Below are 16022 nucleotides of genomic sequence, written 5' to 3'. Positions count from 1 at the left end.
TTAAAGTCCTAATTTTAAGGTTAGCGTATATTGTTTTGCTAAAGGCAATGCTACACCACCTGAATTTACAAACTCGGGATCTTGCCCGTTTAACTTCTTATCTGCATAAATGAGCCACAGGTTAGAAACATTAAACCTCAAACTTGCTGAAGCCACCTTTACACGGGCTAAAAATGTCTTAGGCAGCTGGTAAGTAAGTGAAATATCTTTTAACCTCACAAAATCTCCTTTAGCCACTGTAGCAGAAGAATAATTGTAGGCATTATAGGCATAGCTGTATTGACTGTTACTGCGGATAAATCTGGTATCTAAAATTACCGGGATGTTGGTGGCATGTTCTTCACCCGGAACAGTCCATGCATCATAAAATTCTCTTGTTGTAGCATCTAAATCTGAATAATCTGTTTTATATACGGGGTTTAAACGCACTACATTACCAAAAGAGTAGGTAATATATGGTGTTAAGCTAAATCCTTTATAAGTAAAAACGTTACCAAAACCGCCTAAATCAGTTGGATCTGTTGGTCCTTCATATTTTAAGAAATCAAGATTTGTTCTGTTTTGGAAATATACGCCTGTAACGGTTGTGGTTTGATCTGCATTTGTAAATACTGGTAAACCGTCAGCCTGCAAACCAACAAAAGGAATAGAAAATAACGACCTTACCGGATAACCTTTAATGGCAAAACCATTACCAGTGATCAGATCGATAACCCGTTGCCTGTTCTCCAGATTGGTAACTTTAGTAGTTGCATGGGTGTAGTTAAAAGTAGATGTCCACGAGAAATCCGGCGTTTTAATGATTGTACCGGAAAGTGCGATTTCTAAACCACCTGATTTCATATTGGCAACGTTACCGTATTTACTGATCTGTCCGCCTAAACCCTGTGTATTTATTGGGCCGATAAGGTCAAACTGTTTTCTTCTATAAAAGTTAACTTCACCATTTAACCTGTTTTTGAACAAGCCAAAGTTCATCCCTAAGTTTAATTCGTACTGTTTTTCGTAAGTTAAAGCAGAGTTTTCCAAATCGCTGATCTGTAAACCAGTTTCATTATCTGTTGTACTTGGCCTCCATGGGTTATAACTTTGAATTACCACTAATGAGTTGGTTACATTAGATGGTCCACGGTCTGCCATTAAGCTGTAAGAAGTTCTGAAAGTTAAAGTAGATATCGGTGTATTTAAATCTTTAAAGAAATTTTCTTCGCTCGCGTTCCATAATCCTCCTACAGACCACGTAGGCATCCATCTTGCTGATGTACTCTTACCTAATCTGTTCGATCCTTCATACCTGCCGGTTACCTCAATACTATATTTCTCGTCGTAAGCATATGCTGCCTTTCCAAAGAAAGCAATTTCTTTACCTCTGGTATTACCAACAGAATAGTATTGACTATTTTCTTCCTGACCTCTTTTAAAAACGCGGTAATCAACAAATGGAATTTCACCTAAACCATACTGTAAGCCCCAGCCTCTATACCAGTTGTTGTTCCTTTGGATAGAATTAACCGAAGCACTTGCTTCTACGTCAAGTACATGTTTTTCGGCAAATTTATTGTGATACTTGGCATTGGCACGCAGATCGTTTACCAGGGCTTTATAATCTGTTCTGTTATAGATACCACCTGAAGGCAAAATTGATATTGGCACTGCATAAAGCACAGACGGATCGCGATATAAATATGGATTATTATCACGTATAACCGTTGTTCCCATTGAACGGTAAGCCATTGCCTGGTTAGATTCATCTTTAACGTAATGCTGTTGCGAAGTTTGCTGGTACCTTACGCTACCAAAAGCACTTAGCTCTACATTTTTAATGGCTTTCCAGTTTAACTGCCCCTGAAATTTAAGCTCAGCAACATTGATATCCATATAATTGTTTTCCAGCTCTTTTAAGATATTAAACGGCGCATAATTTCTGGTGTAGGTTTCGTTAGGATCAAGTGTTCGCGAACTATTTAAAGCATAGGCAAAGGGATTGATGTCAAAGTCTCTTTTAACTAATGCGGTTACCACGTTGGTAGACTGGCCAAGTGTACCTGGTGCTTTTTGAATCCTGTAGTTACCTGTTGTTAAAATGTTTAGTTTAAGTTTATCAGATATGTTATACGTTGCATTTAAATTGGCAGTATATCTTTTTACCTGCGATTGTTTAGACCATCCCGGATCAGTAAGTGCACTTACCGAAGCATAATACTGAGATTTATCTGTACCCGAAGTAATGCTTAACGAATGGTTCTGCATAATATCTGTACTAAACAACTGATCAAACCAGTTCGTATTTCTATATTCAGCCTCTCTTAAATAAGCATTACGTGCTTCTTCGGTATTTAACAACTGACCAGAGTTTATCAACTGGTACATTTTACCATAAACCCCGCTCGAAGAAGCATTTGAAACATCAGATAAGTTTAGCCAGCCTCTTTGAAAAAGCTGTTGATAAACTCCCATTTGTTCCTGTGAGTTCATGATGTTAAACGTGTTATAAGAAGGGATAGCCCTTGAAGTAAGCTCGGCCACATAATTAAGCGAACTGTAGCCTGCACGTCCTCTTTTTGTTGTAATTACAATTACCCCGGCTTTAGCCCTTGCACCATAAATAGAGGTAGCTGAACCATCTTTTAAAACCTGAAATGATTCTATATCGTTAGCATTTATGCCACCTACAGCAGAACTGATCAGGGTAAGTGCGTCGCCGCTCGAAAGATCATCGGCAGAAACATCAGCCACATCTTCTAAAATAGCACCGTCTACTACCCATAAAGGTTTCGAACTTCCATAAATTGACGTTGCACCACGTACCCTGATTTTAGGCGCTGTTCCAAATGTTCCGGTGGTATTTTGTACACTTACACCGGCTACCCTACCCTCAAGCATTCTGCTTGGATCGGGCAAACCACCAAGTTCGGCATCTTTAACAGATATTTTAGTAGTTGCACCTGTAAAGGTCTTTCTATCTACTGTGCCGCCGATACCGGTAACAACAACATCTTTTAATTGTCCGGCGTCATCTTCGATTAATACATCAATTGTTGTTCTGCCGTTAACTGCAACTTCTATTGTTTTATAACCAACAGATGAAAAAACCAGTATTGCACCATCTTTTACCCTGATCTGATATTCGCCGGATGAGTTTGTTGAAACAGCATTTGGCAAACCTTTTTCACGAACACTTACGCCAGGCATGGTAGAATTATCTTTTTTATCTCTAACATGGCCTTTAACGGTAATCTCTTTCATTTTGGATACCGATGGCTGGATTTTAAGAATTACCTGACTACCTACCCTGGTATAGCCAATGTTTTTTTGCTTTAACTGATCAAGTGATTCTTGTAATGAGCTTAGTTTGGGTGGTACATCCAGGATCATCATTTTACTGATCTCAGATGCATCGTACACAAAACTCAGCTTGTAAATTTGTTCTATCTTTTTCAGATAGTTTTCTAATCTTTCGGGTTGCAATTTGGCTTGCTGAGCATCAGCTTTGGCCAAAACACTCCAAAAAATCGCACAGATAAGCGTGACCATTCGGCCCCAACTTAGCACAGCATTTCTTTTGTAGAAATTTCTCTCCATAGTTTGGTTGTTTGATATTAAGTTAATTGGTTTATTTTAAGGCGTTTTAAGGACTAGTTGGGTTCCTTCTTTTCGAATTTTTACATCATAGGTTTCTTGTAAAACCTTTAAAATATCTTTTAAGTCTTCATTCTTAAAAGTGGCATTAAACTTCTTGGTAATGCGTTTACCCGGATCGAAGATGATTTCTACACCGTAGCAACCCGAAAGCTGTTTACAAACCTCTTCCAGTGGTGTATCTACAAATACTAACTCTTTTGTAATCCACGAATCTGAATTTTGAGATTGCCTTGCTACAAATTGCTTTTGGCTTATGTTATAGGTTAATCCTTGCCCGGCAGATAATATGGATGAAACGGCATCTTTGTATGGCAAAAACAATACCCGGCCGGTTTTCACATCAAGATCGATTTTTGATTTTGAAAAGATTAGGTTAAAAGAAGTACCCAGCACACTTACCCTCGACTCGCCCATATTTACACGAAATGCATGTTTTGGATCTTTCGATATCAGGAAAAAAGCTCTGCCTTTATCTAAGCTCACATCTCTGGTTTTTTCATGGAATTTACCAGGATATTTTATTATACTGTTTTCAGCTAAAATGATTTTAGATCCATCTACCAACGCAATGGTATCAATTTGGCCGGCACCGGTTTTTACTGTAATTAATTCAGTTTTAGTTTTAGTGTTAAAAAAGATTAATCCGGCACCTGCTATAAGAATACCTGCTGCAACTCCGCTTAACCACTTTGTAATACCCGATGAACGAGATGATACGGCTTTTAAAGAAAATTTGAAATTCCTTTCGGCATCTTTAACTTTAAGCAGATTAAGCCTGGATGATTTAGATGAAAGTTGCCAAATCCTCTCCACTTCTTTAAAATGAAGTTCATTTTCCGGGGATTCTGCTCTGTAAGAAGTTATTGCAGCATGAAGTGATTCATCCTGAGGATTATTTAAATACCGAACAATTAAGTTCAGGTATTCGGGATGGTTACGCATTAGTTAGTTTGGTTTGTTAATAGGTAGACAATTAAAAAACCAAAAACCCCTAGTGTTAAATTAAAAAAAATAAAATAATTTAAAATAAAGTTAAAATTGGGCTTAAAAGCTTAATAAAGGAAGATATTTACCAGAAGTAAATAGCCTTTACCTTTTTTATTAAGATTTTCATCATTCATAAAGCGGTCTCTCAGGATTTTGAGTGCATTACCAATATGATTCTCAACCGTTTTTTCAGAAATACCCAGCTGCGAAGCTATTTCCTTATATTTCAAATGCTCGAAACGGCTTAACTTAAATACTTTTCTGCATTGAACGGGTAATCGCTCTATTTCAGAATGGAGCAAAACAATCATTTCATTCTCATCATCCAGATCCCTGACATATTCATCAGAAAATTCGGCTACTAATTTTAAATGATGTTCCTCTATATTTTTCTGACGGTTTACATAATTAATCGAGGCATTAATTACCGCCTTGTATAAATAAGACTTGATAGATTTTACCTCTGAGATGTGGTAAGGGTTTTCCCAAATTTTAAGAAAAATATCCTGTACAATTTCCTCTGTGATAAAAACATCTTTAACATATTTATCACTTGCCAGCAAAAGTTTCTGAAAGTATGAGGTATAAAATTGGGTAAAAACCGATGTCCGATTTTTTTCAATGATTTCGATCAATTGTTGCCCCGATTCTATTTCTAAAACATCCATCAAAAAATCTGATTAAAGAGTTTTGATTTCAATATTACAAATTAATGGATAAAAATATAGGCTAAACAGAGATTTTTAACAATAAAACGGGGACAGATTTTCTTAATACTGATAATAAGGCGAAATCATCAGGTACACCACTACCCCGGTTACCGCTACATACAGCCAAAGTGGAAAAGTAATTCTCGCGATTTTTCTATGGCGATCGAAACGCTGGGCCAATGCCCTGACATAGGTAACCAATACCAAAGGGATAATGGCAATAGAAAGCAGGATATGTGTTAAAAGGATAAAAAAGTAAACATATTTTATGGTACCATCACCCCCAAATTTGGTAGATGGGGTGGTCATATGATAAGCAATGTACATTACCAAGAACAATAATGAACAACCAATGGCTGTTTTCATTAAATTTTGGTGCAGGGTTATTTTACCGTTTTTTATTGCCCATACTGCAACTACCAATAATACTGCAGTTATACCGTTAATGGTGGCGTATATGGGTGGCAGAAAAGGAAGTGTTGGTGCGTCGATACCCAGGTCTTTTAGCTTTACCACAAACAAAAACGCTACTGCTACAGGAATAAAAATGGAAAGGATGATGATCCACTTGCTATACTTTTTCTCAATCGGGCTATTTTCCATGAGTATTTTAAATCTCTTTTATATTTATTTAATGTATTCGACTACGGACTAAAGACTATCTACCGTCTTTAACGTTTCTTAAATACTCCGCAATAAGTACTTTTATTTCGTCTTCCAATCTGGCATTTGCTTCGGCATTATCTGCATCATACATGCCACGGATGCGGTGCAGATTGTCGATCAGGATAATTTTATTACTGAAAATGAAAGTTGGTTTCGCTTTTGTGTCATCTTCAATTACATCAAGCAATAAGCCTTGCTTAATCAGCGGATAGGTTTTACCAGTATCTCCGGCTAAGAAGTCCCATTTGCCTTCTTTTGCTTTAAAACCAGCGGCAAAATCTTTTATTTTACTTTGATCAGCAGGATCTACAGATAAGCTTAAAAACTTTACCAGAGGCTTCTGTTCATAACCATCAGATAGTTGCTTAATGTATTTGCCGGCCTGCTGGTTATTAGCGCCTGTGTAAAACAGATTAAGCACAACAATCTTATTCTCCAGTGTTTTCCATGTTACGGTATCATTCTGCTGGTTGATCAACTTAAAATCAGGAACCAGGTGGTAAATCGTATCAGGGATTTTCTTTCCTTTTACGCTATGGAATGTGGATGCGACGATCTTTTTGCCGAAAACAGGTAAACTCTTATACCGGTTTTTGGCAAAGTGTGGCAATAAGTAAAAAAACAAAAATCCCGGTATAGCTAAAATGCTTACCAGGATTATTACCTTTTTTATAGGGCTTCTTTTCATTAATGGTGCATCATGTGGATGTTTAAAAACCCACCTTCTGTTAACATTAAAACAATAAAGTAAATAATGAAAATGAATGATACGGTTAACGCAAGCTGTAAGCCCAGTTTCTCATACTTTAAGTGCATAAAGTATGCTACAATATAAAATGCTTTTAATAAGGTTAATACAATGTAAACGTAATTACCAAAATGTTGGGTCATAATTCCTTTCGGGATCAATACCAATGCGATAATAAACTCGATTACAGTAATTAATAAAAGAATACCAAAAACTTTCCAGATTTTACCTTTCGATAAACCTGCATGCTCTTCGTGCCCGTGTTCTTCTGTTGTATGTGAGTGCTCTGACATAGTAATATTTTTATAGTATGATAAATTAAACCAAATAGAAGAATGTAAATACAAACACCCATACTAAATCTACGAAGTGCCAGTATAAACCAACTTTTTCAACCATTAAATAGTGACCGCGTTTTTCGAAAGTACCATTAATGGTCATAATTAAAATGATGATATTAATGATTACCCCACTGAATACGTGGAAACCGTGGAAACCTGTAATAGTAAAAAATAAGTTTGCAAATTGTTGTGAAGCGATTAAAGATACATCTTCAGGTTTATTGAAGAAGTGTTTTAATTCTTCAGCTGAAGGGATATGTCCCCACCAGAAACCGTCATGGTGTAAGTGAGTCCACTCAATTGCCTGACAGCCCAGGAACATGAAACCACCGATGATGGTTGCAATCATCCAGCCGATAACTTCTTTTTTAGCACGTCTGTGTCCTGCTTCTACGGCTAATACCATAGTGACCGAACTCATGATCAATATAAAGGTCATGATACCCACAAATACTAATGGTGCACCATGTTCCATCACACCCGGGATAGATTGGAAAACCTTATCCGGAGCTGGCCACGTTAATTTAGAGAAACGCTGAGCGCCGTAGTAGATCAATAATGATGAAAAGGTAAAAGCATCTGACAAAAGGAAAAACCACATCATGATTTTACCATATTCTACCGACCACGGAGAACGACCACCATTCCATGGTCCGGTTTTAACTTGATCTAATTGTGATACTGCATTCATTTGGAAATAGTATAATAGTTTGTTAACAAATTTAACGGTTCAAAAGTAAAAAAACATACAGATATATCCATAATATATCTATAAAATGCCAAAAAATAGAAGCAATTTCCATTCTGTACTGGCTTTTAGCGGTAGGGATACTTTTATAACTCCCTGCTAATGCATTAATAATAAGGCCAACACCTGCAATAATGTGCAATAAGTGCATGCCTGATACCACATAAATAAAAGAAATGGCGGCATTGTTACCCACTAAGGTAGCACCTGTTCTAACCATGCTTCCCCAGGCATTAAACTGCATAACGCCAAAAGCAATGGCCAATATTACGGTAACCCATAACAGGTTGCGCTGTAAGCTGAAATTGAGTTTTCGTAATGCCCTGGAGGCTAAAAATAAGGTAATACTGCTTGCTATAATCACTAAGCTGGAGTAAATAAACGCATCAGGCAATACTAAACCATGCCCTTTACCTTTAGATGCTGCAAATACCAGGTAATAACTGGTAAAGCCCCCAAACATAATGGTAGATGATACTACAAATAGCCAAACAATAAACTTTCTGGGTTTTGGATCAAATGTATCCTGGATTTTTTCCATTGTGATAACCATAAGTTATTTTGCTATAAAATTTAATAATAAACCCAACTGTACGGCCGGGATGTAAAAAAACGAACAGAACATCACTTTCTTCGCGTCGATCAGTTCTCTGTTCATTAAAAGTTTAAATGCCAGCCAGCTAAATATCAATCCGGCAATTAATGATAAACCAGCAATGTAATAACCGCCAAAACCATAAATGGTTGGCAATAAACTCACTGGAATTAATATCAAAGTACTTAAAAAAGTAAGCAAAGCTGTCGTCTTATCTCTTTTCTTAGTAGGCAATAACCTAAAGCCAGCTTTTTTGTAATCATCATCCAGCACCCAGGCAATGGCCCAAAAATGAGGAAATTGCCATACAAACTGAATTAAAAATAAGATACCCGCGATGTAATAATCAATTTCGTGAAACATTTCTGCCTTTAAGCTACCAAAAGCAGCTAAGTAGCCGATAAGTGGTGGTAATGCGCCTGGTATTGCTCCCACAAAAACAGCAATCGGTGATTTTCTTTTCAAAGGTGTATAGGCAAAAGCATATAACAAAATTGAAAATACCGATAGCAAACCGGTCTCAAGGTTTAATTTACCCAATAACCAGGTACCTAAAAATGCCATAAATACACCAAGAATTAATCCTTGTCCGGTGGTCATTCTGCCAGCAGGCATTGGTCGGTCCTTTGTACGCGACATTAATTTATCCAGATCTTTTTCTATGATCTCGTTAAAACAGTTTGCTGCTGCTGTAACTAAAAATCCACCAGCAATCAGAATCAACCAGTTACCCCAATCAATATTAGGGATATGGCCTCTCCCAACCTGCATTTTCTGCCCGATCAGAAAAGAAATCGACGCCGAAAACACTACCGTAAACGATAGCCTGAATTTGATAAGTTTAGAAAAATCTGAAAGATATTGTTTCAATTTCCTTAAATATTATTGTTTATAGGTACTTGTACGGTAAACCAACAGGTACAGATAAAACTGTAAACTAAATAACAGCGTTGAGAACAGAATATGTACTGCCTGCGCTGCAGGTGGAAAAGCAATATAAGCTAGTGCAAAACCACTTAATAACTGAATCAGGAGCGTAATTAATATAAATCGTGCGGTTAATAATGGTGCCGCTTTACCGCTAAAACGGTCGATAACCATTTTATAAACAATGGCATTGGTCACTATTACCAGAATGGCCAGATCGCGGTGATAAGAAAATACTGATCCAACCTTCGAAATCCACGTTGCCTTACTGCCATAAGCAAGTGCTTTTGCAATTACATCTACCGCTTCCCTGACATCCGTTCCTAAAACAATCTGGATAATGCTGATCACCAGCGTAAAGAACAAAAATCCTTTCAGCCAGAGTATCCGGTACATAATTACAGAAGGCGCTTTATTAAGCTGTTTCGCGTAGTTATAGGTGTAAATGGATATCGCTAAAATAACAAGTGCTAAAAGCATGTGTACAGTTACCACCCATTGGGCCAGGTTGGTTGATACTACGATGGATCCTAACCAGCCCTGATATCCTACTACAAACAGGTTAAGAATACTTAGTACGATTATCCGCTTTGCCGTTTTACGGTAGGTAAAAGAGTAAACAACAGTTAAAAACAAAAATATTCCTGCAGCTACTCCAGCCAATCTATTTAAATACTCCGTCCAGGTTTTAGCTGGATTAAATTCTTCGGGGATGGTAATGCTCTTATCGTGCCTGATACTATCAGCAAGAGCTACTTTACCCATGCTCTCCAGGTATTTGGCAAATTTTTCATTCTTTTTCAACCTGCCTGCCACATATTTCTCTTTATAATTGGCAGGAAGCTGAGATACATCGGTTGGTGGGATATAACGGTCGAAACATTTAGGCCAATCCGGACAGCCCATGCCTGATCCGGTACTTCGTACGATACCGCCGGCAAGTATAACCAATAGCGTAACTATAATGGTTATAAGATTAATTCTAATGAAACGTTGTTCTGATCTACTGACCATATATCTATTAAGATGAAAAGGGTATCCGGATAAGCAGAAACTTAATCAGATACCCCTTTTAAAATTTTTATTTTAAGCTTAAACTAGCCTTTATTTTCTGCAACTGGATTAGCTAATTCCCAGTCTTGCTGAATTTTCTCTGCTTCTGCATTTCCTTCAAAATCGTGAGGTAAGTTAGAACTCATGGTTTGAGAGAAAGGAACAGTTTGAGGAATAAAGTCTGCATCATGACCAGGTTTGCTATAATCATATGGCCATCTGTAAACTGTTGGGATTTCTCCCGGCCAGTTACCGTGCAGGTGCTCAACAGGTGCAGTCCATTCTAATGTATTAGATTCCCAAGGATTTTGAGGTGCAACTTTTCCTTTAAAGATTGAGTAGAAGAAGTTAAACAAGAACGCTACCTGAGCAAGCGCGGCCATAATAGCTGCCCATGTTACAAACACGTTAACAGTTAACCATTTTTTCATAAACTCAAATTCGGTAAATGCATAGTAACGACGTGGTACACCATCTAAACCTAAGAAGTGAAGCGGGAAGAATACCAGGTAAGCCGCGATGAAAGTTAACCAGAAGTGTAAGTATCCTAGTTTAGCGTTCATCATTTTACCGAACATTTTTGGGAACCAGTGATAAACACCTGCAAGCATACCGAAGATTGCTGCAGACCCCATTACAAGGTGGAAGTGGGCAACAACAAAGTAAGTATCGTGTAAGTTAATATCCAAAGATGCGTTTCCTAAAAAGATACCGGTTAAACCACCAGAGATAAAGAATGAAACCAAACCGATAGCGAATAACATTGCCGGAGTGAAACGGATGTTACCACGCCATAATGTAGCTAAATAGTTAAATGTTTTTACTGCTGATGGTACTGCAATGATTAACGTTGTAATCATAAACACACCACCTAACAACGGGTTCATACCCGTAACAAACATGTGGTGACCCCAAACGATGAATGATAATACGGTAATACCAATTAAAGAGTAAACCATTGCATGGTAACCGAAGATTGGTTTACGCGAGTTTACAGAGATAACCTCAGATGAGATACCCAATGCAGGCATAATTACGATATATACCTCAGGGTGACCTAAGAACCAGAATAAGTGTTGCCATAAAATTGGAGAACCACCTTCGTTTGGTAAAATATCAGTACCCATTACGATATCTGATAAGTAGAAACTTGTTCCGAAGCTACGGTCGAATACCATTAATACCACACCCGCTACAAGAACAGGGAATGATAAGATACCTAAAATAGCAGTCAAAAAGAAAGCCCAGATGGTTAACGGCATTTTCCAAAGGTCCATACCTTTTGTACGCATGTTTAAGATTGTACTTACATAGTTGATACCACCCATTAAAGATGATGCTACGAAAAGTACCATACTTATTAACCATAAAGTCATACCCATTCCTGAACCCGGCATGGCCTTGGCAACAACAGATAGCGGCGGATAAACCGTCCAACCACCAGATGCCGGACCTGTTTGGATAAAGAATGATGACATCATGATCACACAGGCCATAAAGAAGAACCAGTATGAAAGCATGTTCAGGAATGGCGAAGCCATATCCCTTGCACCAATTTGAAGTGGAATCAGTAAGTTACTAAAGGTACCACTTAAACCAGCGGTTAATACAAAGAATACCATGATGGTACCGTGAATGGTTACCAAAGCCAGGTAAAAATCGGGTTTGATACGGCCACCTTCTGCCCATTTACCTAAAAATGTTTCTAAGAACGGGAAGTTTTTATCTGGCCATGCCAATTGAATACGGAATAAAATTGATAAGCCCATTGCAATTACCGCCATAATAATACCGGTAATCAAAAATTGCTTAGCAATCATTTTATGATCCATACTAAAGATATACTTTGAAATCAAAGTCTCTTTATGATGCCCATGATCAGTGTGATCGTGATTGTGTTCGTCGTGTAATGCTATTGTTGACATAATTCGTTCGCTCCTGCTTAATATTATTTATTTAAAGCCATTTGGTTAGTTTTAACAGCTGCTGAATCTGTAGCTGTTGAATCTGCTGCTGCTTTTGCAGGCGCAGGTGCCACTGGCAAATTAAATTGTTTTCTTAAATCGTCGTTTAAGTATGTTTTCTGCTCAGCAAGCCAGGTTTTGTACTCGGCTTCAGAAACTACACGTACTACTTTCTGCATGTTGTAGTGACCAGATCCACAGATTTTAGCACAGAAGAAAAGGTACTTAAAGTTAGGATCGTTAGTTTCCTGCTGCATTTCGGCAGTAGTTTTTGTAGGCGTAAACTCAAAGAAAACCCTCATACCCGGTACGGTATTTAACTGTACCCTGAAATGTGGCATGTAAAAACTGTGAATTACATCTTTACTGGTTAAAATTAATTTTACTGGTTTTCCAACAGGGATTACCATTTCATCAGCCATCTCATCATCACGAGAGTTCAAATCTTTAAAATCGATACCCAACGGGTTGGTAGCTGTAGTTAATTTGTAGTTTTTGTTACCAACTACACCATCGGCTCCAGGGTAACGGATAGACCATTTAAACTGCTCTGAAGTAACTTCGATCTGCAGTGGCTTATTTTTAGGATCTTCCACTTTGAAGAAAATTGATCTCCAGGTTAAGAAACCCATTAATACCAATACGGTTAATACTAAAGCAGGAACGATTGTCCAGATTTTTTCGATTGTATTGTTATGTGGATAGTAGTAAGCTTTTCTTTTAGCTGAGTATTTATAGATATAAGAAAATCCGAATAACAGGATGTGTGTAGCCACAAATACGATTGTGGTAATGATTAACGTTAAGTTAAACATTTCATCAATTTTCTTTCCGTGTTCTGATGCTGCAGCTGGAAGTAACATGGCGCCATGCACCGTGTATTCCCAATATACACCATATAAACCGATCACTAAAAACAGGGCAAATAAACTCGCATGGATCCTGTTCCAGTTAATACCCACAGCTTTACCCTGTGCTTCGCGGCTTAATTCATATACCCTTATTGCTTTACCAATAATTGCAATGAATAAGCATACGGCAAGGAAAACCAGAATATAAAATATTACAGATTTATAAACCTCGCCCATATCAACTTTCGGTGCCGCGGCAGCACCTGCTGCTGCATCTTGCGCAAATACGCTAGTGTTGGCAAAAGCAGTAATCAATACTGCTAAAGCTGCGGTCGTTTTATTCGTTATAAACTTTCTTAAACTCATTTTCTTAAAAGTAGTACGCTGTACTGCTAATTATAATAATAATTAAATATTTGCTCTATCCTATCACCACTATAGCTGATGATGCAAACTTTCCTGTAATAATGGGTGATTCTTTGCAATTAAAGGTTTTTTGCTTAATGCTGTTAAAACCGTAAAGGTAAACAATCCTACGAAACCTATTGCAGTACCAATTTCAACAATACCAAAACCATTATGTCCATCTTCTACCGCTCCTGGCATAATCATCTGGTAATAATCTACCCAGTGACCTAACAATACCACGATGGCAACGAATAATAATTTAGCGTCTGTTCTTTTGTTATCTCTGTCCATTAACAATAATACCGGCGCTAAGAAATTCATGGCAAGGTTTAAGAAAAACCAGAATTTGTAATATTCAAAGCGTTTATAGAAATATACTGTTTCCTCAGGCATGTTTGCATAGTAGATTAATAAGAACTGTGCAAACCATACATAAGTCCAGAAGATAGAGAAACCAAAGATAAACTGGCCTAAGTTATGCAAGTGGCTGTTGTTAACCCATTGCATGTAACCTGCTCTTCTTAATAAGATAATGATGATCGCGATAGTAGCTAAACTGCTTACCCACATTGCTGCGAAGTTATACCAACCGAACATGGTTGAGAACCAGTGTGCTTCTAATGACATGATGGTATCGAAAGCAAATACAGGTGTTGTAAAACCGTATATTACCAGGAAGATACAAGCATTTTTAAAGCTTTTTCTGTAAGAATTTAAACCACCTGCTAAATCTTCATTGTAAGAAAATTTAACAAACAAGGTAGAAAAGATACTATAAACACCTAAAAACACCACCTGACGACCTAAAAAGAAAGGCACATTCAGGAACACTGATTTACCGGCAATTAATGAATCGTAATTCGGGCTGTTCGGATCAGTTAATCCCTCAGCATGCCAGTGGTGATATAAATTGTGTGAGTACAAACCAGCTGAAATAACTACAATAAGTATTACAGCTGCTATAGGCAATGTTTTTGCCATAGCTTGTGGTACACGTAAAATTGATGCAGACCAACCCGCTTGAGCTACATATTGAACAGCAAGGAAAAATGTACCCGACATACATACGCATGCAAAGTAATATGCCATAAGCAACAGGTTAGCAAAAGTACGCTCGTGCATCACTTTATCACCAGCTAAGAAACCGAAAGCGATAGCAGCAGCACCTAAAACGATACCAACTATGCTTAATGTTTTTACTTTACCTGTAAACTCAAACTGTTCACTAAAATTAATATTGTGAGTTCCCATTTATATTCTGCTTTACTTATTGTTGTTTTTGTAATTCCTGAACATACATCACCACTTTCCAACGATCTGTTGGTGTGATTTGTGAAGCATGCGAACCCATGTTATTTACACCGTATGTAATGGTGTGGTAGATTTTACCGGCGGTAAGCGCTTTCATTTCTCCACCTCTTGATGAACTTCCTGAGAAGTACGAAGGTACACCACTAAATTTCTCAATTTTAACCAGGTGTCCTTGTCCATCGCCTTTTTCTCCGTGGCAAGGGCTACAGAAAACTTTGAACAGGTGTTGTCCCTGTGCTAAATTGATAGTATCAACAGGTAAAGGATTAACCATGCTCACACCTGCTGCTTCGTATCCTTCTTTTGTATTAGGAAACTCGTCATACTCAGTAAAACCTACCGGTTTGGTATGTGCAGGTGGCAACTGTGCAGTTTTACCATCTTTAAAATTCTTGTTTGGCTGATCCGGATTGTAAGCAATCGGATCATACATGTTTCTGGCATATTCCAAGCCAGTACTGCGCTTATCTTTACAAGCAGAAAAGGTAGCTGCAAAAGCGATAGCTAAAAACGCCGTGTAAACAAATTTATTCTTATTCATAGCTAATGTACTTCCTTTCATTATACTTTACTTCTAAAGCACCTGCATCTTTTAATAATCCATCAATTACAGTGTGCGCTGCATTGTCTTTTGCATCAACTGCAATTACAAAGCGGTCATCAGTAGCCCTTAAATCCATCACACGTGGTGCTCTTCCCGGAAATAAGTGTGTTGATGCATAATAAGTTAACACCATACCAAAAGCACAGAACAATACTGTAAGCTCGAACATTATCGGAATAAAATCCGGCAATGCGAATGATGGTTTACCACCTATGTTTACTCTCCAATCGATTACTGCGCAGAAATAAATCAAAGCGAATGCACAGCAAGTACCGGTAATACCAAAGCAAAAAGCTGCGATATCGATTCTAGATCTTTTAATTCCTAATTTGGCTTCTATTCCGTGTATAGGCATTGGAGTATATACATCATAAATGCTGATGTTATTTTCCTGAAGTTTTTCGATGCCGTGCATCATTTCATCAGGATCGCCAAAGCTGCCTAAAATATATTTGATATCACTCATT

General features: G+C 37.7%; 15 protein-coding genes. All 15 read right to left on the bottom strand.

Features of this window, described 5'->3' with window-relative positions; all coding sequences use genetic code 11:
• Window positions 1–3582: a SusC/RagA family TonB-linked outer membrane protein gene (locus ACTJKC_RS17605; protein ID WP_440793927.1), complete on the bottom strand. Its 3582-nt coding sequence runs from the start codon at window positions 3580–3582 to the stop codon at window positions 1–3.
• Between the two features lie 36 nt (window positions 3583–3618).
• On the bottom strand, window positions 3619–4584 hold the full coding sequence (locus ACTJKC_RS17600; protein ID WP_440793926.1) for a FecR family protein: 966 nt from the start codon (window positions 4582–4584) through the stop codon (window positions 3619–3621).
• Window positions 4585–4694: 110 nt separating this feature from the next.
• Window positions 4695–5297, bottom strand: a complete 603-nt coding sequence (locus ACTJKC_RS17595; RefSeq protein WP_440793924.1) for an RNA polymerase sigma-70 factor — start codon at window positions 5295–5297, stop codon at window positions 4695–4697.
• A gap of 102 nt (window positions 5298–5399) precedes the next feature.
• A complete protein-coding gene (locus ACTJKC_RS17590) occupies window positions 5400–5942 on the bottom strand; it encodes a DUF420 domain-containing protein (RefSeq protein ID WP_344852585.1) in 543 nt (180 codons plus the stop codon).
• Between the two features lie 55 nt (window positions 5943–5997).
• Window positions 5998–6693: an SCO family protein gene (locus ACTJKC_RS17585; RefSeq protein WP_440793922.1), complete on the bottom strand. Its 696-nt coding sequence runs from the start codon at window positions 6691–6693 to the stop codon at window positions 5998–6000.
• Complete coding sequence (locus tag ACTJKC_RS17580; RefSeq protein ID WP_344852583.1) at window positions 6693–7046, bottom strand: cytochrome C oxidase subunit IV family protein; 354 nt, start codon at window positions 7044–7046, stop codon at window positions 6693–6695. Before ACTJKC_RS17580 ends, ACTJKC_RS17585 begins: the two co-directional genes overlap by 1 nt.
• Window positions 7047–7071: 25 nt before the next feature.
• Window positions 7072–7785 (bottom strand): cytochrome c oxidase subunit 3, encoded by a 714-nt coding sequence (locus ACTJKC_RS17575; protein ID WP_344852582.1) that lies wholly within the window; start codon window positions 7783–7785, stop codon window positions 7072–7074.
• A 31-nt stretch (window positions 7786–7816) separates the two neighbouring features.
• Complete coding sequence (locus tag ACTJKC_RS17570) at window positions 7817–8383, bottom strand: cytochrome c oxidase subunit 3 (RefSeq protein ID WP_084153072.1); 567 nt, start codon at window positions 8381–8383, stop codon at window positions 7817–7819.
• 15 nt (window positions 8384–8398) lie between these two features.
• Window positions 8399–9307: a heme o synthase gene (cyoE, locus tag ACTJKC_RS17565; RefSeq protein WP_344852580.1), complete on the bottom strand. Its 909-nt coding sequence runs from the start codon at window positions 9305–9307 to the stop codon at window positions 8399–8401.
• 12 nt (window positions 9308–9319) lie between these two features.
• The gene (locus ACTJKC_RS17560) at window positions 9320–10378 is read right to left on the bottom strand and encodes a COX15/CtaA family protein (protein WP_440793918.1); all 1059 of its coding nucleotides are present in this window, start codon (window positions 10376–10378) and stop codon (window positions 9320–9322) included.
• Between the two features lie 83 nt (window positions 10379–10461).
• Complete coding sequence (locus tag ACTJKC_RS17555) at window positions 10462–12249, bottom strand: cytochrome c oxidase subunit I (RefSeq protein ID WP_440793916.1); 1788 nt, start codon at window positions 12247–12249, stop codon at window positions 10462–10464.
• Window positions 12250–12365: 116 nt separating this feature from the next.
• A complete protein-coding gene (locus ACTJKC_RS17550; protein ID WP_344852577.1) occupies window positions 12366–13598 on the bottom strand; it encodes a cytochrome c oxidase subunit II in 1233 nt (410 codons plus the stop codon).
• A 69-nt stretch (window positions 13599–13667) separates the two neighbouring features.
• A complete protein-coding gene (locus tag ACTJKC_RS17545; RefSeq protein ID WP_344852576.1) occupies window positions 13668–14891 on the bottom strand; it encodes a quinol:cytochrome C oxidoreductase in 1224 nt (407 codons plus the stop codon).
• A 16-nt stretch (window positions 14892–14907) separates the two neighbouring features.
• A complete protein-coding gene (locus ACTJKC_RS17540; protein ID WP_344852575.1) occupies window positions 14908–15513 on the bottom strand; it encodes a c-type cytochrome in 606 nt (201 codons plus the stop codon).
• Window positions 15485–16021: a DUF3341 domain-containing protein gene (locus ACTJKC_RS17535; protein WP_039471449.1), complete on the bottom strand. Its 537-nt coding sequence runs from the start codon at window positions 16019–16021 to the stop codon at window positions 15485–15487. Before ACTJKC_RS17535 ends, ACTJKC_RS17540 begins: the two co-directional genes overlap by 29 nt.
• Window position 16022 lies beyond the last annotated feature (1 nt).

The organism is Pedobacter sp. 22226, from assembly GCF_052045455.1.
Taxonomy (GTDB): domain Bacteria; phylum Bacteroidota; class Bacteroidia; order Sphingobacteriales; family Sphingobacteriaceae; genus Pedobacter; species Pedobacter jeongneungensis.
This window is presented reverse-complemented; position numbering and strand designations above follow the sequence as displayed.